Origin of the sequence: Belnapia arida (assembly GCF_016773205.1) — a bacterium.
Lineage (GTDB): Bacteria > Pseudomonadota > Alphaproteobacteria > Acetobacterales > Acetobacteraceae > Belnapia > Belnapia arida.
Map to the genome: position 1 here is coordinate 1 of NZ_JAETWB010000053.1, position 20,213 is coordinate 20,213.

Here is a 20,213-nt window from a genome sequence, read left to right on the forward strand (position 1 = left end):
CGGAGCAGTTCATTGTCCATGATCCCCAACTGGGGCTTCAGGCCTTATCCTGCCCGGATAGGCTCGCGACAGAGCAACGCGGCCTCACTCCCTACGAAGCCATCTGCAAAGCCTGGACAGAAGAGCCATCCAGGTTCATCCATGACCCGCACCACCAAATCCCGGGACCAAACATCTAGATAGGGTTGGGATGGCAACGATGCGCTTTGCGACCGGCGGTGGCGAGGGATGCAGCACGACCCCCTCATCTGCTAGGCGCACGTTGGCCTCAGGATAAGCGGCAATGGCCGGTGCAAGGGCCTTAACGAAGTCGCGCTTGAAGGCGCCAATTTTGGCGTAGCCGCTCCCGAACTGCTCACGCAGGGCAGCCCACCGGATGGGGGTAGGCTTCGAGAGGGACTGCAGCCGATAGGCCAGCCAGATGTAGAGATCGAGGCTTGTCGAGCGATCCGAAAGCTGCCTCAAAGCCGCTTCTCTAAGCGGGACCGGATGCTTCTGGAGAGCTTCGTAGAAGACCTCGTCCAAGACGACACGGTCCTGCCAAAGATCATCCTGCACTCCATCTCCATTCAGATGAAACCGGAGACCAGAGCGAACAAACCCGCCCTTATCAAACCCGCTGCTGTCTTCACCTTCCCAAAAAAAGCGAAGGGAGCATGCAGCGATACGGGTGGCCTGCTCTCGCAAGATCTTTCCGGTCGTGCCCCCGTGCGTCATGCCCATTCGACCGAGCCAATCGCGCATAGACCGACCAAGCTCGATTTCTCGTCCGCCTGTTCGAACGGCTTCTGTCTGCAGATAGAGGAGGATCATGCGGGCGCGGGCACCGTAGGGGACGCCAAACAAGCGAGGCTGCGCGCGACCGATTTTCATGTGCCCTGGCTGCACCAGTAGGGTCACCCGATGGCCAACCTTTTTCCAAACCTCATCGTCGGGCAGACGCTTGTGCGGGAGGGCGGTAAGGCAAAAGCCAGTGTAAGTGATGCCTATCTTGCCGGCGTCATCGCCCATGACTTCGGCAGCGATGTCCACAAGCTTCTTTCGCTCCGGTTCCACCATCTGCCTGGCTTGATCCCGGCCGTGCACGAGTACAAGGCGCCGGACGCCGTAGTCAGGCTCCTCGTCATCGCTCATGGACTCGGTCTTTCGCATCGCCATTGTTGACCAGGAAGACGACGCGACCGGGCCAGGTCAACGGGGCAATCACTCACCTGACTAGTTGAAAGTAGTAGAACTTGAATCTAGTTGAAGAGGTGAGCGGATGCCCTGTGGATAACGACGATTCGGTGAGCCATTGCCCCGATTGGGTGAGTATTTGCCCCGGGGCCCATCCGCGACCTGTGGATCTGGCGGCGGTGAGTGATTGCCCCACCTGCCGAGAATCGAGCCCGGACGATCTTCCCGCCCGCAGTGCTGCTGTTGCCTTGCACCTGCGACTGTCAGTACCCCGCAGCGTGGCGCCCGCGAGAGCGACAGGCAGCGCTGGCGTGGAACGGATCGGACTACGTGGACCGGCGAAACCGGGGGCGTCGTCCGTGATCCAGCGGCCTGAACGCTTGGTCAATCCTCATCCTTCAAAGCCAACAACTCGCGAATCTCACGGATCCGCTTGCGGACGCTATCCAATGCTCGTGTAAGCTTCACCTCTGACCGCTCAAGACGTCCTAGCTCCGCTCGCATTTTGGCTGGGTCTGGTCCCCGGGCCGTCCGTGGTACCACACCATCATGCAGCTTGCGGAACTCGATCAACGCGTTGCGGCTGACGGTAGGCCGAATCAAACCTTCCTTTGCCGCAAGCCGACGTTGCTCACTGTTTAGCAGCGCCATCTGATAGGCGGTCCCGTAACTACCAGGCAGCACCTCCTTGGTGATATGGCCTGCATCGACGGCGCGAGCGATCACCCGAAACTGGCTCGCTACCGTTTCAGAAAACGGAAAAAGCTTGCGAAAGCCCCGTTTGAGGCTCTCTTGCTCCGCTTCGTCCAATACTGCGTCTACTTCGTTTAGCGCCCTACCGATTTCGAGGAAGGCGTCACGGGTTTGCTGCCACGCGACGTCGACTTGACCGCGAAGGGTGATCACCGCACGGACTTTGCGCTGGTCACTCATCAGGCCGGTGCCGGCAAAGATGTCCTGCAATGTTGCGAGGAGCGCTTCATCAACATGGACGAGCGGGGCCATCTCAGTCTGCCGCTTGTCGGACAGGCTCACCGCTGACAGGTCGGCATCCGTATCAACCTGAAGCATAGCCCGGCGGGAAAGGCCTCGAGCGCGAGCAGTTTTCATGCGGCGGGTGCCTCGACGGAGACTTTCATACCGGCGGCGCGCGAAACATACGCCCACAGCGCTTCAAAGGTCTCATTGGTCTTTTTGTTGGAAAGATCGAGGACGGCAAGCCCCTTCCCGGCGCTGACGTGGATGTCCTCGAGCATCGGGATCTCCACCGGACAAAGCGCGCCGGCTTTGAGGAGCTTGGTGCGTACAGCCTCGTAGCTTTTGACCCGACGGTTTGCCTTGTTGAGCACGAAGCTTGCTGAGACCCCAGCCTCGGTCAGTGTGCGCATCCAAGGTGTTACGCTATCGACATCGTCTTGCGTCGCGCCAGTCGGGACCAAGACGTGATGCGCGGCCTGACATAGCGCAACCGCAGCCCCATACTGCACTTCAATGCTGGGTGGTGTGTCGATGACGGTCAGGTCGAACCGGGGTGCTTCGCGCAGAGCTGCTCGCCAATCCGAAAGCGCAAGACCAACGACCGGTACTTCCGGCGTCTCGGGATAGGTCTTCCGCACAAGTTCCCGGCGCTGGTGCCATTTAACTAGAGTCTGTTGCGCGTCTAGATCGACCCCTTGCACCCGCGCACCTGCAATCGCGGCGGCCACAAGAATGTTGCGGCACATACTACTCTTTCCTACCCCGCCTTTAGGACTGGCGATGAGCAGCACCCGGCCGCCTGTAGCTGCCTTCATGCGCATGAGTACCCCCTTTGAAAGACCCCCGTCCGAAAATGCAGTGACCAGCTCGACCTCACAAGCGCAGTTTTACAAGGGAAAACGGATTGCGCCGCCGTCATGCATGCAGCTAGGCAAAATGCCGGGTCCAATTGCGCAACCAGTTTTACAAGGGAAAACGCAGTCTGCCTTCGAGTGTAGAGAACCGGAGACAAGCGATTGCTCGGAAGAATCTGCTGGTTGTCAGGCGACGTTCACCGCGTCTTGCCGCGACGCGTTGCCCTTGCGCGCTCGAGGGACGCAGCCCTATGGCGCTCCTCCCGCAGCACCTCGATCGGCGGCGGCCACCAGCGCGCGCCAGGTCGGCCGGGTTGGGCGGCGTCCATGCGGGGGCCAAGCCTGGATCAGCTCGGCATGGCTTGGCGTGCGCCAGATGGCCCAGATCAGGCTGCCGGATCCGGTTGCGATATTGGGATAGAAGCGCTCGGCAACCGCCGGTTCGGCGATCTCGCCGGTTGTGGTCTCGAACATCAAGCACCCGGCATGGGTCATTAGCACCTGGGCGAGCGGCGGCGGGGCATCCGCCGGTACGGGGTACCGTCTACGACGCCGCTCTGCGGCCGCGGCTCGTCGGTCGGCATGCTCAGGCGAGGCCCTGCGGCTTTCCTCCCGCTTCCGTCGCCCCTCGGGCTCGGCCAGGCGGGCCGCATCCTCGATGGTGGACCAGCGCCGACGCAATTCCTCGGCGGAGTGGAACGGCACGCGCCAAGCCTTCGGCGCAGCGTCCCACCGGGCCCAGGGCACCGCCCGCAACGCGGCGATGACTTTCCGGGAGTAGGGCGTCTTGATCACAAAGACATCGGCGACCTCCAGATCGGGTCTAAGAGTCTGAACGCAAAATAATCCTGGTCCTTCAGGTCGGTTTCGACACGTTGGGCTGTGCGCCGGCCAAGCCTCACCATGTTGGGCCGATGTCTCGTACCAGCCTACGCAGCAATGCCGACCTGCCTCCACCTTCCGACCGCCGTGTCCCCCGACCCATCCGTGGTGGCGGCTGGAACGCCCTGGCCGACATCGAGGTCTTCGTCTTCGCAGTCGAGGCTGAGTTGGAGGCTATGGATCACGAGCGGATCGGCGTGCACCGCCGCGGCCGAAAGCCGGATCTCACGCTGCGGCGGCTGATTGGGCTCATTTGGACCCTGACGTTCGGCGGCCTGCAGTGGCGCGTCGCCGGCTGGCTCTCGGGTGTTCCCTTCACCACCCTGCACAGCAGCTTCGCGCGCTGGACCCGCCTGGGCCTTTGGCGACGGCTGGGCCAACGCCTCGCGTTCGATTGGCGGCTGGCCTGTGGCGACGCGGTGCTGCCCTCGGCGGTGGTGGCCGACAGCCGTTCGCTCCGTTCAGCCCCGACCGCCTGGGTACGCGGCATTGATGGCGGCAAGCTGGTCAAGGGCGTGAAGCTGTTCGCGGTCTGCGACAAGCATGGCTCGCTGCTCGATCTCGAACTGCAGCCGGCCAACACCGACGACCGCGCCGGCGTTCTGCCGGATGCTGCCGCGGCTGGCCGCGCTCGGCTTCGAAGGTGACCTTCTTGGCGACAGCGGCTTCAAGGGCGCGCCTTTCGCCATGGCAGCGCTCGAGTACGACATCCATGTCTCCATCTCGCCTGACGGAACACGGGACGGGCGCTTCCTGCCGAACGGCATCAGGTGGGTTGTGGAGCGGCTGTTCGCCTGGCTCAGCCGCTACCGGCGCCTCAACATCGTCTACGACCGCGCCGCCGACCTCTTTGCCGGGCACGTCTGGATTGCGATGATCTCCATCATCTCGCGGCGGATCGTCGCCAAAACCCAGGTGCAATAAGGGGTTTATTCGCCGACAGCGTCTTAGCTGTTTGGTGGCGAAGCATTGTTGGGACCCGGTGGAGCGGGCGATCGTTGACTATGCTTACCGCTTCGAGCGCCTCGCCGCTCGTGTCTCTGGCCGGAGGTAGCCGATGGTGCCACCCTGTTGCATGAGTCGTGTGGTGTGGCGGGTTGGGGTAAGCTGACGGGTTCTGTCAAAGCTCGCGCCAAAGCTGCCGTTTCGAGTTGGACGACGACCTTTGTCTACGCTGCCTCGAGGATGGCAAGCACGGCCGTGGCACGACGGAGGTGAAGCGGGCGGCGGCGGTTGGCGGGAACGTGCTGGTTGTGGCAGATGCGGAGGCGGAGGAAGTTGCGGAGCTCATCGTGGCTTCGACAGAACCGCTCGGCTGAACCGAAGCTCTTGAACCCACGCATACATCGAATGCGGCCTTTCACGCCGCGGTGGCCCTGCTCCAATTGGTTATTCTTGTAGGCGCTTGTCCGGTGCACAACCCGCCGACCCATCACCGTACGAAACGCCTGCGGGTAGGAGCCATGCCCGTCGGTGGTGACCTGATCGGGTGTCACGCCCGTAGCGGCCGTCGCCGAGCGAAAGAAAGCTTGGGTCGCGGCCATGTCGCGGTGCTCGCTGAGCATGGTGGCGACCAGATGGCCGTCGCGGTCGATTGCCCGGTACAGATAAGCCCAGCGGCCGCGCACCTTCAGGTACGCCTCATCCACGTGCCATCGGCGACCGCGGGCGCCGCCCCTGCCATGCCGCCGCCGGAGTTCGCCGCTCAGCACCGGTGCGAGCTTCGCTTCCCAGTCGCGGACCGCCTCGTGGCTTGGGCAATGCCGCGGAGGCGGAACATCTCGGCCAGATCGCGCAGGGTCAGGCGGTAGCGCAGGCGCCAGAGCGCCACCAGCGCAATCACTTCCGAGGGGTATTGGGTGTGGTTCAGCAACCCGCCGCTGCGCTCATTGTACCCCCCGCCGCACTCCCGACAGCGAAACCGGCGGTAGTCCCGGGCGGTGCGCTCCGGCCGCTCCGTCACTGCGGCGGAGCCGCAAGCCACACAGTCCATCCCCAGTTCCCACCCCGCTGGTCCCGGAATCTACCCGCCGTACTCCAGTCAGCCAAACAGGTCGCCTGGCGCGAGACCTGACAAAACCCGCTCGACCGCAAGTTTGGTCACGCTGTAGAAGCCGAACCTGGCTGCGCCCCGACACCGCTGATCGAGGAGATGTTGAGGATACGCTCGGAGCGTGCCGAGCGCGTATGTGGCAGCATGGCGCGGGTGACGGTAAGCAGCTCCTTAACAGCGGTTGGCGCCGCGCACATTTTTGATGGCGAATTTCATGGCGAAAAGACGGCGTCAACATCCGGGCCTGGCCTCTCTAAATCGTGTCTGAAATGTCACATAACCATGCCGGACGGCTTGTTCTGCTCGTCCTAGCTGCATCCAAGCTGGTACAACTTGGGGGCTGGGATGATGAAGTCGGTCGCGCAGATCAGTGGAACCTCTGTGTGGTCCTTTCGGCACCTCGGAACGGCGGACGATCCGTCAACTGACCCGCGATCGGTTTCCTCCGGGTCGGAGGTCGTGGTCCATGATCCGCTGCGCGACCGGACGCTCATCCTCGGCAATGACGGCGTCGATATCCTCGACAGCGATGACGGAACTTGGCTGGGCGGCCTGACCGCGACCTCCCTGGCCGCCATTCCGGGCGATGCGCTCGATCCGGGCGACCTTGGCGGCGGCAACAGCGTGGCGGTGAAGGGCAACCTCGTCGCCGTCGCCTTCAGCGGCGCGGAGCCCGGCAGCAATGGGTGGGTCGGTCTCTATACGCTGAACGCGGCGGGGAGCGTGACCTCCGCCCGCGCCATCGAGAGCGGCGCCACGCCGGATATGGTAACCTTCACGCCCGATGGCCGCCACCTGCTGGTCGCGGTGGAGGGCGAGCCGACCGACGACTACGCCAGCGATCCGGCCGGCGGCGCCCAGATCATCGACACGGCCACGGGCAAGAGCAGCTTCGCCAGCTTCGACGCCTTCGACACCGACACGCTGCGCGAGGCCGGCGTGCGCATCACCGGGCCGACCGGAACGCTCGCCGCGACCGACCTGGAGCCGGAGTACATCGCGCTCTCGGCCGATGGCCGGAAGGCCTATGCCACCTTGCAGGAGAACAATGCAGTCGGCGTGCTGGACCTTGCGGCGAAAGGCGGACCGGTCTTCACCGATGTCTTCGCGCTCGGCGCGAAGGATTTCTCGCGCAAGACCGCCGGGCTCGACGCTTCGGACCGCGACGACAGCCTCGGCAACATCAAGCCGTGGCCGGTCCAGGGCCTCTACATGCCCGACGGCATCGCCACCTTCGACCGCAACGGCAAGACCTACCTCGTCACGGCGAACGAGGGCGATGCACGGGAATACGGCGACTACATGGACGTTGCGCGAATCAACACGCTCACGCTCGACCCGAAGGCCTTCCCTGACGCGGCAACCCTGCAGGAGAACGCCAATCTCGGTCGGCTGGACGTGCTAACGACCGAGGGCGATGTCGACGGCGACGGCGACTACGACGCACTCTATACGCTGGGCGGGCGGAGCTTCAGCATCTGGGAGGTCCAGAAGAACGGCCTCAAGCTCACCTTCGATTCGGGTGACCTGATCGAGCGCACCTTGCTGCAGACCGCCCCATCGCTGCTCGACGATACGCGGTCCGACAACAAGGGCCCGGAGCCTGAGCATGTGGCGGTCGCCACGCTGGACGGCGAGGTGTACGCCTTTGTCGGCCTGGAGCGCTCAAATTCGATCATGGCTTTCCACGTCGATGGTCCGCGCAAGGCGAGCTTCGCCGGCCTGATCGCCACACCGGGCGATGTTGGTCCGGAGGTCTTCACCGTGGTGGACGAGCCCGGGCGGGGAAAGGCGACGCTGTATGTCGCCAACGAGGTTTCCGGCACATCGCGCGCCTATTCCTTGAGCTTCGGCGACGATGAGACGCTGCACTGCGCGAGCTTGCGGGCTTCAGAGCTCGACCTGTTCTGACGGGCTGAGACGCGGAAGCCGGCCTCCCGCCAGCCGGGCGCAGCGGACCTCGGCCGTGAGGCGCCGCAGCATCGCACCTGGCAGCGTCATCCGCCGGCAAGGCCGGCGGATGTTGAGCAGCGAGGACGAGCGAGCAGATCATTCTCGCCACTCCGCCTCGTATAATGCGAGATCCACCAGAGTGGTGTTCAAGCGTCTGGTGGCCTTCTCGACGCCATGCGCGAGTTAGCCGCCGCAGCATTCATCCCCGGCGGTCTTTCATTAATGCATTCTAACGTCACGGAAATGTGCCGGACCGACATGGCCGCTTCGCCTAAGCGCTGTCTTGCGCGATTCAGCGCCGCAGAATTTTCGGTATCGGGACAACACGCCAATGGCCGCCACCTATACGTTGCAGATCCTGCACGCATCGGATTTCGAGGCAGGGCTTGCCGCCCCTGATCGGGCTCCGCAATTCGCGGCAATCGTCGACAAGCTCGAGGATACGGCGCCGAACAGCATCACCCTGTCTTCCGGCGATAATTTCATTCCCTCGCCCTTTCTCAACGCGGAGGGCGATGCGAGCCTGGCCGAACCTCTGCGCGAAGCCTATGCAGCCTTGCTGGACGTCCCCGTCGAGCAACTCTCTAGCCTCACCCAGGATCTCGGCCGCGTCGACATGGCAGTGCTGAGCGCGATCGGCGTGCAGGCCAGCGTCTTCGGCAACCATGAATTCGATCTTGGCACGACGGTGCTGGCGAATGCGATCGACTTCGCCGCAGACGAGGACGGCATCACCGCGCCTGGCCCGCTCTTCCCCTACCTGTCCGCCAACCTCGACTTCTCCGGCGATGCCGCACTCGGCCGCCTTTATACGACCGAGTTGCGCGACGCAGCCAGCTACGCGGCCACCGCTGCCGACATCGCGGCACCCGAGGCCGCAGCCGAGGCGCCGCGCGTCGCCCCCTGGACGACGATCGAGGAGAATGGCGAGACGATCGGTATCCTTGGCGTCACGACCCAGCTCCTCGCCTCAATCTCCTCCGTCGGCGGCGTCGAGGTGCTGGATCCGAATGGCGACGGCGCCCTGGACAACACGGACGAGTTGGCGACGATACTCCAGCCCTATGTCGACCAAATGACGGCGCAGGGGATGGACAAGGTGGTGCTGCTCAGCCACCTGCAGCAGTATCAACTCGAACTCGACCTCGCCACCAACCTGTCCGGCGTGGACGTCATCGTCGCCGGCGGCAGCCACGCGGTCTTCGCCGATGACGGCACACCGCTCCGCTCCGGCGATGCGCCTGCCGAGGGCTACCCGGTGATCCAGACCGGCGCCGACGGCAACCCGGTCGCCGTCGTCAACACCTCCAGCGAGTACAGCTATGTCGGCCGCCTGGTCGTGGGCTTCGACGAGAACGGGGTCGTCATCCCCGCCGAGACGGATACCGCCGAGAGCCGCCTCTATGCGACGACCGACGAGACCGTTGCCGAGCTCTGGGGCAATGAGGATCCTTATGCCGATGGCAGCCGTGGTGCCATCGTGCGCGGCCTCACGGATGCGGTCGATCAGGTCATCGATGCCAAGGATGGCGAGGTCTTCGGCTTCACCGATGTCTATCTAGAAGGCCGCCGCACCGCCGTGCGCGCGCAGGAAACCAATCTTGGTGACCTGACGGGTGACGCCAGCCTCGCCGCGGCGCGCGAAGTGGACCCGACCACCGTCATCAGCATCAAGAACGGCGGCGGCATCCGCGCCGAGATCGGGACCTACGGAACGGGCGCCACGCCCGAGCCGCTGCCGCCGCAGGCCAATCCCGATGCGGACAAGCCGGAAGGCGGCATCAGCCAACTCGATATCGAGAATGCTCTGCGCTTCAACAACGGGCTCTCGCTGGTCACGGTGACCGCGGAGGGGCTGAAGGCGGTGATTGAAAGCGCCGTCGCCAGCGTTGCGCCCGGCACCACCCCGGGGTCCTTCCCGCAGGTAGCCGGCATCGAGTTCTCCTTCGACCCGACATTGCCGGCGGGAGAGCGCGTGCAGAGCCTCGCCCTGGTGGATGAGGCGGGGGTGCCGACCGAGGTGCTGGTGCGCGACGGCGAGGTCGCGGTCGACGCCGCACGCGAGTTCCGGGTCGTGACGCTCAACTTCCTGGCCGAGGGCGGCGATGGCTATGCCTTCGACGAGTTCGCCACGGATCGGGTGGACCTTTATCAAGGCGATGACAGCTCCTTCGCCGCCGAGGGACGGGAGCAGCAGGCGCTGGCGGACTACCTCGCCGCCGAACATGGGACGCCGGAGACGGCGTTCGACATGGCGGAGGTGCCGGCCGAGCAGGATGAGCGGGTGCAGAACCTGTCTGTCCGTGGCGATACCGTGCTCGAAGGCGCGGCCGGCGGCGAGGAGCCGGTCGACTGGAACGCGCTCGCCGCGCAGGTCCTGGCGAATTTCGAGGCGACCGGCTTCTGGTACCTCGACGGCGTGGGCCTCGGCGCCATCGACCCGTCCGAGCCGCAGGACTGGAATGCCCTCGCGGCCCAAGTGACTGCGAACTACGAGGCGACGGGCTTCTGGTACCTCTGAGCCGGAGACCAGCGGCCGCGCTCGGATCCTGAGATCCAGGCGCGGCCGGCGATCCCTGCTGCCGGAGCCGCATCCTGAGCGCCAAGGCCCAGGCTGTGGTACGGGCCTCACGGCACGGCGGGCTTTCTACCCGCCGTGCATCGACCTATCTGGTCTCAGGCGAAGAGGTAGTCGCTGGCAGCCTCGCTCAGGGGTGCCCCAGTCTGCGAGACCAGGAAGAAGCGCCCGACGGTCCCAGTATCGTCGACGATGTTGTAGAGATACCGGCTGCCATCGGGCGAGGCCGATGCCACCGTGAGCCTCGCACTGTCATCGAAGCCTTCGAGGCGCAGGATATCGGTGCCGGTGGACGCGTAAGGCCGACCGGCGCCCTCGAAATCCAGGATGGTGTCGGTCGTGCCGTCTGCGAGGTCGGCCGCAAAGATCGTGAATGTGTCGTTGCCCACGCCGCCGGCGGCGTTATCCTGCCCGGCGCCGCCGCGCAGGATGTCACGCCCCTCGCCACCGTTGATCGAGTCGTTGCCGCCCAGGCCGTTGATGGCGTCGTTGCCGGCGCCCCCGACCAGGCGGTTCGCAGCCCCATCACCACGGATCGTGTCGTTGCCCGGGCCGCCGACCACGTTCTCGATGCTGAGCAGCCGGTCCTGGCCGCCTTGCCCGTCCTGGTTGGCCCGCGCCGCGGCGAGATCGATCACCACCGGCTGGGTGGCTAGCCCATAGTCGGCGGTGTCATTGCCGTCGCCACCGTCCAGCGTATCGTTGCCCGCAGCGCCCCGGAGCGTGTCGTTGCCGGGGCCACCGAGCAGAACATCGTTGCCGCCGAGGCCGTTGAGCGCATCATCCCCGCCGGCGCCGTCCAGCCGGTCGTCGCGGTCAGTTCCACGCAGGGTGTCGTTCCCTGCCGTGCCACCCGGCGTGCCGGCATTGCCGCCGAACGTCAGCCGCAGCACCGAGGGATCATGGTCGCTGGTCTGGGTGGCAAATTCAGAGTTGATGTGGACGGTGTCGTACTCCGCCACCGGCCGCAGCGCGGCACTGACCAAGATATGGTCCAGGGCCTGGGAGTTGCCCTCGAACAAGTAGCCGTAGCGCTCGTCAGCCGGCAGCGTCTCGACTTGGTCGAACAGCACGCGCTGGCCAACCGGAACGAGGGTCGCCGTGGCGGCGATCGGGTCGTCGCCGGGAACGTCGTAATTCTCGATCCGGGCGAGGCCTTCGAGGATGTCGAGCGGCTCCTCGAACTCGAACTCGTTGAGGTCGCCGGCGACGACCACCTTGGCATCGCCATGCGCGGCGAGCAGGCCGTCGACGAAGCTGTTCACGGCCTGGGCCTGCGCCGCCCGCTGCACCTCGCCACCATTGAAGGGTGGCTGCTGCTCATTCAGCAGCGCGGCGCTGCCGCCCTTCGAGGTGAAGTGGTTGCTAAGGACGGTGAGCGTCTCGCCCTGGAAGGTGAAATCCGCCGCGAGCGGCACCCGCGACTCGTAGAACGGATTGTTCGGATTGGCCGCCTGGTCGAGATAGCCGCCGGGCTCGGTGATCGCGGTGCCGTCGGCTGCCACGGTCCGAAGCGAGGCGTCGACCAAGCCGACGCGATCCGTGCGGTACAGGAAAGCGTTGCGGATGTTGCCGCCTGGCTCGCCGCCCACCGCGTCGTCGTTGACGAAGGGGTTGTCGGCGAAGGCATACTCGACCCCGACCGGCGCGGCGGCGTTCAGCGCTTGCACGAGCTGACCCAGCGTCTGCGACGCGGACGTGACATCCGAATTGGTCGGCCCGTCATTATCCTGGATTTCCTGCAGCGCGACGATGTACGGCGTGCCGAGATTGGTCAGGATCTCGGCCGCAATCGTGCCGAAGCGGGCGGCGCCATCACCGGGATCGAGGTTCTCGGCATTGTAGGTCGCCACGGTCAGGCGTCCGGCGCTACCGGTGAGCGCGGTGGTCTCGCGCTGCAGGGTGCTCGGTGCCGTTACCGTGAAAGCTTGGGTCGGCACCACTTGGTACTGACCGAAGTCGTAGTTGACGATGCCGGTCACGTCCGAGATCCGGGCCCCAACATCGACGGCTGGGGCGTTGAAGCCGGGCAGGACGCCGGTATCCGGGTCAAGCTGAAGCCGTTCGGGGTTGAAATCGCCACCGACCGTGTTCGTGGCGCCGAAGCTCGGCGTGCCGCCATCGACGTTGAGCGTGCCGCGGGCGGAGAAGCCGGTCCCGTAAGGCTGGCCGTCCGAACCGGCGACGGCGGTATAAATCTCGCCGAAGCCGTTCGTCGGTGCGACCGCGGTCGGGGCCGCGAGGGTGACGAGCATGCCCTCCAGGCTTTCGAAGAAGTTTGCGCCGGCGGTCAGGTCCTCGGTTGGCGGCAGCCGACTGTTGGCGCCGCCGATCGCGGTCGGCGTGACGCCCGCTTCGGGCGCGGCATCCACCACAGTATAGGCGCCGGTTCCCGTTGCCATAATTTCGGTGGTCGGCAGGCTTCCGGCCGCAGCGCCGGAAGGGAGGAACTCGTCGACCGTCCCGGTGACCTCGACCAGCTGACCCACTTGCACAGCTGGCGCCGCGTTGGTGAACACGAAGATGGCGTCGGAGGTGGCGGGATCGCCGTCGCCAGTCGGCGATTGGAGGTAGAAGCCGCGGCTGCCATTGGTGTCGATGGCTGTGACGATGCCACGGGTGGTGACCACCTGGCTGTCGAAGGCCGAACGCTGCCCGGTGCCTTGAATAGCGGGGATCTCGGTCAAGGCGGGCGGTGCGGGATTCTCCGGGCCTTCGCCACCGGAGGCGCTGAAGCTCTGCCCGGTGTTGGGCGCGGCCGGCGTGTCGTCGCTCGGTGCGGCCCAGCTGAAATCGGGATAGGCGCGACCGGTCCCCGTGAGTTGGAGGGACTGGTCAACCAGGGTGGAGTTGGTTTCGGCAACGTCGATGTCGGTGCTGGTCAGGCCATTGGCCGGCCCATTGGTCGCGGTCAACCTGCCTTCGTAGCTAAGGAACTGGACAGTGCAACCGGCCGCATCCACCAAGGCAACCGCGTCGGGGGCACCATTCTGGATGCCATCGATCCGATAGGTCAGGGCGATGGTGCCGAAGCTGTCCTGCTGGTCAGGAATAACCCCCGACAAGGTGCGGGTGTCGTAAACCTGGCCGTTGGATCCATTGTAAAGAACGAGGCTCCAGCCAGTGAGGTCGGTGCCGGCAGCGCCTGCAATCTCAACGAATTCGCCGGCATCCGTGCCAGCATTGTCGTAATGGATCTCGTTAATCCAGGCCATGTGTCCCACCCTGAAGAGTTACGGTTCTTCATACTGTCCAGGGTGGCGGTGGCACGTGATCGTGCCATGACGTTGCCTAAGCTCGACTTTGTCCAATCAGGCGGCATGGCAGAGGGCGTGTGCGATACCTTCGCGGAGGGCTGGCGGGAGTTTCGCGGCGTCGCCGGAGTGCTGGGATATGGCCAAACCCTGTTCGCTCCAGATTGCCCGCCGTACGGCGGCAAGGCTGTCGGCGAAGGTCGGTCGCTGCTTGTGGTACCAGGCGTTGGCCGATACCCGGAGCTGGGCACGGCTGTTGAGGCGCGACGCCAGCAGGATGACGATCGAGAACAGGCCGAGCAGGCATGGTGTGGTGCGGGCGATGGCCTTGTCTGACCACTGCCGTTTGGTCTCGACGCCAAGGTGGTCCCCGCACCTCGCGGAAGGTGACTTCCAGCTGCCAGCGCTGGACGAACCAGCGGATGATCTGCAGCGGCTCCTGCGCCGTGTCGGTACAGAGCGGGGCCTGCGGATCGAAGCGCCGGTAGGGATCGCGCAGCAGCACCCAGCGGATCGGCACGACCGGCAGGCCGGCATGGCGCCAGATGGCGGTATCCGAGCAGATCTCCACAAGGCGCTCGCCCTCATCATACCAGCCAGGCACGGTCAGGCGCTGCCACCGGGTGGCTTTGCTGACCAGCACCTCGGCCAGGGTCGGCAGGCGCTCGCCCTTGGTCCTGGGACGCCCGATCGTGCCGGGTTGGCGCGGCGGAGCCAGTCGGTAGAGAGCAGCGTCCAACCGCAGCCGGGTCACGCAGGTGATCCCCTGCCGGAGCAGGGCGGCCAGGAACTCGATGGCTGAGAAGCCGCTCACCCGCTCCGCCACCTCAGCCCTTGGAATTGGCCAAAGTCGAGTTGAGGCGCCGTGCTGATGACGTCCTTGATGCCCGAACCACGATGCGCTCGGCGTCCTTGAGACTGGGTTCGACCCAGCTGCATTTTACCGTTCGGCAATAAACAACCGCGCCATATCGAAGCGCCACCCGTGGCGCTTTCGCTCACACGGTGCCTTGAGATAAGCCCCTCTCACTAGCAAGTATCAACTTGTTGGTATATTAAGCCCGTACAATGCTAACTGTGGTAGAAAAACTCAATTACGCAATGTCCTAGAATAGGGTCTTCCGCTGTGGTATCCGCCAGCTCGTCAGTCCTCCCGAGTAGCGAACCGACGAGCTTGCTGGAAGCAGCCTTCGACCAGCTGCCCCAAGGTGCCGTGATTTTCGGTGACGATGGTGCCATCCTCTGGCGCAACTCGGCCTTCGACCGATTCCTGGGTTCTCCGGAGTCGGCCGAGCTTGGCTCCACCCAGCGTTTGGTTGACCTGCTCGCTGCCGCCCCTGCCCTGCAACCTGAAGCTCGGCGAACTTTGTTGCAGCTCATCACAAGCGCGATCGGGGAACCGTACAGGAGGGACATCCAGTCGCCGCCCCCGCGACGCACAGGGCCTGCACTTTCGGCGCGAGTGCGGCTGCTGGCGCCCGGCGTCTGGATGCTGTTGCTTGATGATGAGTCTGCAAATGCCGCAGCTGCGGCAGTTCAGCTGGATCCGCTCACAAATCTGCCCAATCGCAGCGCTTTACAGACCCGGCTGACACATGACTTGCAAGGTTTGGGCGCCACGGTCCGGAGCACGACCGTGTTGCTGGTCGACCTCGATCGCTTTAAGCCGGTGAACGACACGCTTGGCCACCCCATTGGGGACGCCCTGCTGCGCACCGTAGCTGAGCGACTTCTGTCTGCAGTCCGCGCGGGCGACCTTGTCGCCAGGATCGGCGGAGACGAATTCGCTATCGTTCAGACTGATCAAACGGATGAGGGCACGGTGGCAGCAGTCGCAGGTCGAATCGTCGATCTGCTCAAGCGGCCTTTCATCATCAAAGGACATCTGGTGAATATTGGCGCCAGTGTCGGCATCGCCTCGGTGCCGGCTGATGCCGCCGATCTGGACATGCTCATGATCCGGGCCGATCTCGCACTATACCAGGCGAAGGCTAACGGCCGCAGCGGTTACTGCTTTTTCCGGCCAGAGTTGCAGGAGCGGGCACAAGCGCGGCGTGAGCTGGAAGCGGATCTGCGAAAGGCCCTCATGCTCCGGCAGTTCGAGCTGTTCTACCAGCCGCAGGTGGATCTCGACGCCGGCATGCTGATCGGGTTCGAGGCACTGCTGCGCTGGCGGCATCCCAGCCGCGGCATCATTAATCCCGCTGCCTTCGTTCCCATGCTGGAGGAACTCGGCCTGCTTCAAGCCGTGACGGATTGGATCCTACAGGCCGCCTGTCAGGAGGCGATGACTTGGCCTGGTAATCTTACGGTCGGGGTCAACGTCACTGCGCCCCAGTTCGAAAGCGACCGCTTGGTACCGACCGTGGCGGCAGCGCTGATGGCTTCGGGTCTGCCCCCCCGGCGACTGGAAATTGAAGTAACCGAGACAGCCGTTCTGCAAGCTGGGGGTGCTGCAGAGAAATCCCTGCTCGCCTTGCGACGGATGGGCGTGCATATTGCTATGGATGATTTTGGGACTGGCTACTCCTCCTTGACTCAGTTGCGCAGCTTTCCCTTCGATCGCGTTAAAATTGACCGCAGCTTCATTGCCGGAGCTGCCAGCAGCACCCATGATGCTGCCATTGTGCGCGCCATTGCGGCGCTGAGCGCCAGCCTTGGCATACTCACGACCGCCGAAGGTGTGGAAACGACGGAGCAGCTTGACTGCATACGTGCCGAAGGGGTCACCCACGTTCAGGGCTTTCTGCTTGGGCACCCAATGCCCAGCAGCCAAGTACCGGCAGCCATCGCCAAACTCAGCCAGACCAATCTGTTTCCCATGACATCTCCGGAGGTCCGGCAGTAACAAGGACCGCATCATGAGCGAGCCTTTTTATCGACTTGCCTATTTCAGCCGAAACATGGTTGTGGGGCCGTTCGAGATGCAGGATGCAGAGGTCCAACGCATCCTCGCTGCATCACGACGGAACAACACAGTCGCCGAGGTGACTGGCGCCTTGTTGTTTAACGGCCGCTGCTTCGCCCAAATTTTGGAAGGGCCGCTGGACGCGGTCGAGACCACCTTCGAGCGGATCCAGCGTGATCAGCGTCACAGCGACATCACGGTGCTGGAGCTGACCCCGGTTACGCTGCGTAGCTTCGCAACCTGGTCCATGGCTTTCGCCGGGAAGCCCGAAGAGACACGAATGAGTTTCAATGCTCTCAATGAAGCCAGCGTCGAGCGGACCGGTGCGGCGGCACAGCTCTTTGAGCTTCTCCATGGTTTGGTGCTGCGAGAGGAAGGTGCCGCCTAGCGTCAGCTTTGGAGTGATTAAACAAGTTATTATGCGTTGGCTGCGGCTGCCCAGCACTGAAGTGCAGGAGCGGGGCAGCGTATCCCGACTGATACGCAACTGACGGCCCTTGCATGTCGTGGCCTCAGTCCCCAAAAGGTCCTTGCTGCTGCCTTAAAAAGTAATACCGAGCTGACTATGGATTGACCTGTCGAGCCCACTCGAAGTCGGTCAATGATTGGATGCGTCCGGTTTCGGTGATGAGCTTGTTCCAGGCCTCGCAGCAGGCATCGACAATGGCGCGGGTGCCGCTGAACAGTCGACCTGACAGGTAGCGGTCCCGCAGGTACTGCCAGACCTTCTCGATGGCGTTCAGCTCAGGCGAGTAGGGTGGCAGGTGGACCAAGCTGATGTTCGGCGGCACGCGGAGATCGCTGGCGATGTGCCATCCGGCGTTGTCGATCAGCATCACCGCATGGGTACCGGCTGGCAACTGCATGGCGACCTCCTCGAGCAGCAGGGTCATCGCCGCGACCGAGACATGGGTCAGCACGATCGCCGCGCCGGTGTCGCGCGCCGGGCAAACCGCGCCGAGGATATAGGCCGAGCGGTAGCGCTGGTCCTTCACCATCCTCAGCCGCATGCCACGCTGGAACCAGCGGCGGACCATGCGACCCTTCTGGCCTACTCTGGCCTCATCTTGGAACCAGACCTCGATCCGCTCGGCCTCCGGGTGGTCGGCCGCGACCTGCGCAAGGGCTTGCGCGAAGCCCCCTTTTTGAACCGCTCCTGGGCGGCGCGGTCAGTCTCAGCATGCTGCGGTCGCGGCGTCTGCCAGGACAGATCGAGGCTGCGCATCAGCTTGCCCATCCCGCCCTCGCTGTAGGTTACGCCGAAGCGCTCCCGCACAATCCGGCAGAGATCGATTAGCCGCCAAGCCGATACGCCGTCCACCTCGGGATCCGGTCCTTGCAGCACGATCGCCTTCAGCGTCGCCTGCTGGTCCTCTGTCAGCCGGCAGGGACGACCATCGCCCCAGTGGTCCGACAGCCCGGCCGGCCCGCCCCGGTTGTAGCGGATAACCCAGTCCCGCAGCGCCTGCCGGTCCATGCCGGCAATGCGGCCCGCCGCCTCGCGGCTCAGGCCCTCAAGGGCCGCCGCAATCGCCAGCAGGCGTCGCGCCACCCGCAGATCTCGTTCCGCCTTCGTCAATCGCCGCAACTCACCAGGCGGCACGTCTTCGCAGATCATCAGCGCCGGCATGGCCCATCTCCAGATGCCATGCCAGCCGATGAATCACGCCCGCCCGCGTCGGATCAAGCCCCAAGAGTCAGATCTTCAGACGCCGGGTATGAGGTCTCTCCCGCGATACACCGACCCGGCAAGGGCTACGCGCTGCTGCGGAGGCCGTGCTAGCCGCTTGGGACAGAGTGGAGGCCCAAGAGATGCGCCTGCCCGATGCAGTTGCCGCACTGCGCATGGCCCTCACCGGCAAGCTCCCTCGGCCGCCGCACGATCGCACCGCCAGCTCTCGCAGCGCACTGACGGAGACAACTTGCATGTGGCACTGTTGCATGTGGAGCACTGCGGGCTTGGGAGAAATGAGGGATGACCACTCTGTTACAGGCATTCCGCAGGACATTCCTGGAAGGTCAGGTCAACCGCGACCTCGTGTTCCGCATGGCGCCCGGGTATCTTGCAGCTTTCTTCCTATTCTACGGGCCGGAATTCGTTGAGCTTCGGCCAAACCATTCACTCCACATCAACCCATTTGCTCCCCTCGAACCCGATTATCAGTACCTGCACAACTCCATTCTGGGGCCCTTCCTCGGGCATGCGTTGTCGCTCCATCGGGTATTTGAGATAATCGCGCTCTACCTCGCGGCTACGGTGCTGGCAGCCGGTGCCATGCTGCTGTACGTCCGGCAACGTTGGGACAATCCGGACGCACGCAGTGCGGCGTTCCTGATCATCAGCCTCTCTCCGGTCTGGTATGTCTTAACTGGCTATGTCGGCAACTCATCGAGTCTTCTGGTTCTTTTATACGTCCTTCTTTTGCTGGCGCCTCAAGCCGTCGTGGCTTGGATCTGGGCATTGCTGCTGGTTCTTGCCCACCGCGAGATCGGTGTTTCCGTCTTGGGTCTCCATATTCTCCTGCGGAAGCCCGATGGGATGCGCATGGCGGCCCTGGTGGTCGGTGCAGTTGCTGGCCTCGGGCTTCACCAATTATACATGAGCCACTTGGAGGGCGAGGTTTCCGCACGGGGGAGCTTCGTGCTCGTTCACTGGAAGATGTGGATCAAGCTGAATCTGCTCAAGCCGGTGACGCTTGTCCTGATGGCATTCAACTGGTTCTGGGCGGCAGTGCTGTTCGCTGCTTGGCGGGAGCTTCTGAGGTGGAGAGACGCGGCTGCGATCATGGTGGCAATCGGGCTTTCGGCTGTCACAATTGATACGACCCGCGTGGCGATGCTGGTCGGACTTCCCCTCATCTTTTCCCTCTCCGAGCGGATCGTCGCGGATTACGAATGGCGGCGGGTACAATGCTGGCCGCTTTGGGCCGCGATCGCTTTTCTGCAGTTCGAGCGCTACGCATGGCAGACGCTTCAAATCGATGAAGTGAACTGGGATGGAACTCTGTCCTTCTTGTGGAAGTCCATCTGGAGCCACCCATGAGTGGGAAGGCGGCGTCGCTGGTCTATGCCGCCCCCGGCGGAGGAAGTTTGGCGATACCTGCGCGGTCCTTACGCGAGCTGTGCGCGGCTCGGCCCCGGGATAGTCGGCCGCGACCTGCGCGAGGGCCTGCACTGAACCCATTTTCGAACCGCTCCTGGGCGCCGCGGTCTTGGCAGACATGGCTCGTTAGATAGCCCGAAGACGCCGAATAACGATCCTGGCAAGTAGCCTGACCGGTTTCCATAGCGTCATGGGCGGCCGAGTTTGGCCGCAGCAGGACCAAACCGGGAAGATCGCCGCGGATTCCGCCTCGCTGGCAATCACATCTTGTGGAGAAGCGATCACCTCCCCTCAATAATCCGTTGTGCTTACAAACCAAACTGCTCGGTCAGCCTATCTCTGAGCGTCGTATGGCGCTGTTCAAGACACCTAGAGCGGTTTCCTGGCTGACTGAATTGCTTGTGGTCCCGCGGGCTGCGCGGCGGTGATTCAGTTACGCCCTGGCACGAGGGGCGATGCGGATGTCCAAGGCGC

At 64.0% G+C, this 20,213-nt stretch carries 16 protein-coding genes and 1 pseudogene; 9 read left to right on the top strand and 8 right to left on the bottom strand.

Going from position 1 to position 20,213, the window contains the following annotated elements:
* Positions 1-77: 77 nt before the first annotated feature.
* Positions 78-179 (top strand): annotated as a pseudogene (locus JMJ56_RS35775) (IS481 family transposase); the annotation flags it as partial.
* On the opposite strand, the gene JMJ56_RS29990 reads toward JMJ56_RS35775, so the two are convergent.
* The 4 genes from JMJ56_RS29990 to JMJ56_RS30005 all read right to left on the bottom strand — a co-directional run bounded on the left by JMJ56_RS29990 (position 136) and on the right by JMJ56_RS30005 (position 3,803).
* Positions 136-1,134 carry a replication protein RepA gene (locus JMJ56_RS29990; RefSeq protein ID WP_202835423.1) on the bottom strand — a complete coding sequence of 333 codons (999 nt, stop codon included), beginning with the start codon at positions 1,132-1,134 and terminating at the stop codon, positions 136-138. The pseudogene JMJ56_RS35775 and the gene JMJ56_RS29990 sit on opposite strands and share 44 nt — an antisense overlap.
* A 426-nt stretch (positions 1,135-1,560) precedes the next feature.
* Positions 1,561-2,181: a hypothetical protein gene (locus JMJ56_RS29995; protein ID WP_236038853.1), complete on the bottom strand. Its 621-nt coding sequence runs from the start codon at positions 2,179-2,181 to the stop codon at positions 1,561-1,563.
* 101 nt (positions 2,182-2,282) lie between these two features.
* Positions 2,283-2,975 (bottom strand): ParA family protein, encoded by a 693-nt coding sequence (locus tag JMJ56_RS30000; RefSeq protein WP_236038856.1) that lies wholly within the window; start codon positions 2,973-2,975, stop codon positions 2,283-2,285.
* A 282-nt stretch (positions 2,976-3,257) separates the two neighbouring features.
* Entirely contained in the window at positions 3,258-3,803 is a 546-nt protein-coding gene (locus JMJ56_RS30005; protein WP_202835425.1) for a hypothetical protein, read from the bottom strand.
* A 263-nt stretch (positions 3,804-4,066) separates the two neighbouring features.
* Between JMJ56_RS30005 and JMJ56_RS30010 the strand changes: the two genes are divergently transcribed.
* Together JMJ56_RS30010 and JMJ56_RS30015 are read left to right on the top strand one after the other, a co-directional pair.
* Positions 4,067-4,537 carry a transposase gene (locus tag JMJ56_RS30010; RefSeq protein WP_202835426.1) on the top strand — a complete coding sequence of 157 codons (471 nt, stop codon included), beginning with the start codon at positions 4,067-4,069 and terminating at the stop codon, positions 4,535-4,537.
* The gene (locus JMJ56_RS30015) at positions 4,500-4,814 is read left to right on the top strand and encodes a transposase (RefSeq protein ID WP_202835427.1); all 315 of its coding nucleotides are present in this window, start codon (positions 4,500-4,502) and stop codon (positions 4,812-4,814) included. Before JMJ56_RS30010 ends, JMJ56_RS30015 begins: the two co-directional genes overlap by 38 nt.
* 245 nt (positions 4,815-5,059) lie before the next feature.
* Here JMJ56_RS30015 and JMJ56_RS30020 read toward each other — a convergent pair whose 3' ends face one another.
* Together JMJ56_RS30020 and JMJ56_RS34430 are read right to left on the bottom strand one after the other, a co-directional pair.
* The gene (locus JMJ56_RS30020) at positions 5,060-5,602 is read right to left on the bottom strand and encodes an IS6 family transposase (protein WP_328702509.1); all 543 of its coding nucleotides are present in this window, start codon (positions 5,600-5,602) and stop codon (positions 5,060-5,062) included.
* Positions 5,596-5,883: a hypothetical protein gene (locus JMJ56_RS34430; RefSeq protein ID WP_236038858.1), complete on the bottom strand. Its 288-nt coding sequence runs from the start codon at positions 5,881-5,883 to the stop codon at positions 5,596-5,598. The genes JMJ56_RS30020 and JMJ56_RS34430 overlap by 7 nt, the downstream gene beginning before the upstream one ends.
* Before the next feature lie 519 nt (positions 5,884-6,402).
* On the opposite strand from JMJ56_RS34430, the gene JMJ56_RS30025 reads away from it, so the two are divergent.
* Positions 6,403-7,854, top strand: a complete 1,452-nt coding sequence (locus JMJ56_RS30025; protein WP_202835428.1) for a choice-of-anchor I family protein — start codon at positions 6,403-6,405, stop codon at positions 7,852-7,854.
* A gap of 373 nt (positions 7,855-8,227) precedes the next feature.
* Positions 8,228-10,417: a bifunctional metallophosphatase/5'-nucleotidase gene (locus JMJ56_RS30030; RefSeq protein WP_202835429.1), complete on the top strand. Its 2,190-nt coding sequence runs from the start codon at positions 8,228-8,230 to the stop codon at positions 10,415-10,417.
* 155 nt (positions 10,418-10,572) lie between these two features.
* Here the strand turns inward: JMJ56_RS30030 and JMJ56_RS30035 are convergent, their stop codons facing one another.
* Positions 10,573-13,689: an endonuclease/exonuclease/phosphatase family protein gene (locus JMJ56_RS30035; protein WP_202835430.1), complete on the bottom strand. Its 3,117-nt coding sequence runs from the start codon at positions 13,687-13,689 to the stop codon at positions 10,573-10,575.
* Between the two features lie 66 nt (positions 13,690-13,755).
* On the opposite strand from JMJ56_RS30035, the gene JMJ56_RS30040 reads away from it, so the two are divergent.
* The 3 genes from JMJ56_RS30040 to JMJ56_RS30050 all read left to right on the top strand — a co-directional run bounded on the left by JMJ56_RS30040 (position 13,756) and on the right by JMJ56_RS30050 (position 17,024).
* On the top strand, positions 13,756-14,064 hold the full coding sequence (locus JMJ56_RS30040) for a hypothetical protein (protein ID WP_202835431.1): 309 nt from the start codon (positions 13,756-13,758) through the stop codon (positions 14,062-14,064).
* Between the two features lie 838 nt (positions 14,065-14,902).
* Positions 14,903-16,576, top strand: a complete 1,674-nt coding sequence (locus tag JMJ56_RS30045; RefSeq protein ID WP_202835432.1) for a putative bifunctional diguanylate cyclase/phosphodiesterase — start codon at positions 14,903-14,905, stop codon at positions 16,574-16,576.
* 13 nt (positions 16,577-16,589) lie between these two features.
* Positions 16,590-17,024: a BLUF domain-containing protein gene (locus JMJ56_RS30050; RefSeq protein ID WP_202835433.1), complete on the top strand. Its 435-nt coding sequence runs from the start codon at positions 16,590-16,592 to the stop codon at positions 17,022-17,024.
* 175 nt (positions 17,025-17,199) lie between these two features.
* Here the strand turns inward: JMJ56_RS30050 and JMJ56_RS30055 are convergent.
* Positions 17,200-18,266 (bottom strand): IS630 family transposase gene (locus JMJ56_RS30055; protein WP_202835434.1). Its coding sequence is split into 2 segments (ribosomal slippage): positions 17,200-17,775 and positions 17,778-18,266, totalling 1,065 coding nucleotides; the frame shifts between segments, so codons are not numbered across the junction.
* Positions 18,267-18,611: 345 nt separating this feature from the next.
* Here JMJ56_RS30055 and JMJ56_RS30060 point away from each other — a divergent pair.
* Entirely contained in the window at positions 18,612-19,679 is a 1,068-nt protein-coding gene (locus tag JMJ56_RS30060) for a hypothetical protein (protein WP_202835435.1), read from the top strand.
* Positions 19,680-20,213: the final 534 nt, after the last annotated feature.

Bases quoted from the DNA above. Each gene is read 5' to 3' on its own strand.
- JMJ56_RS30040 (WP_202835431.1), top strand. From the start codon at position 13,756: ATGACGTTGCCTAAGCTCGACTTTGTCCAATCAGGCGGCATGGCAGAG.
- JMJ56_RS30015 (WP_202835427.1), top strand. From the start codon at position 4,500: ATGCTGCCGCGGCTGGCCGCGCTCGGCTTCGAAGGTGACCTTCTTGGC.
- JMJ56_RS30050 (WP_202835433.1), top strand. From the start codon at position 16,590: ATGAGCGAGCCTTTTTATCGACTTGCCTATTTCAGCCGAAACATGGTT.
- JMJ56_RS29990 (WP_202835423.1), bottom strand. From the start codon at position 1,134: ATGAGCGATGACGAGGAGCCTGACTACGGCGTCCGGCGCCTTGTACTC.
- JMJ56_RS30000 (WP_236038856.1), bottom strand. From the start codon at position 2,975: ATGCGCATGAAGGCAGCTACAGGCGGCCGGGTGCTGCTCATCGCCAGT.
- JMJ56_RS29995 (WP_236038853.1), bottom strand. From the start codon at position 2,181: ATGGCCCCGCTCGTCCATGTTGATGAAGCGCTCCTCGCAACATTGCAG.
- JMJ56_RS30010 (WP_202835426.1), top strand. From the start codon at position 4,067: ATGGATCACGAGCGGATCGGCGTGCACCGCCGCGGCCGAAAGCCGGAT.
- JMJ56_RS30030 (WP_202835429.1), top strand. From the start codon at position 8,228: ATGGCCGCCACCTATACGTTGCAGATCCTGCACGCATCGGATTTCGAG.
- JMJ56_RS30035 (WP_202835430.1), bottom strand. From the start codon at position 13,689: ATGGCCTGGATTAACGAGATCCATTACGACAATGCTGGCACGGATGCC.
- JMJ56_RS34430 (WP_236038858.1), bottom strand. From the start codon at position 5,883: ATGGACTGTGTGGCTTGCGGCTCCGCCGCAGTGACGGAGCGGCCGGAG.
- JMJ56_RS30060 (WP_202835435.1), top strand. From the start codon at position 18,612: ATGACCACTCTGTTACAGGCATTCCGCAGGACATTCCTGGAAGGTCAG.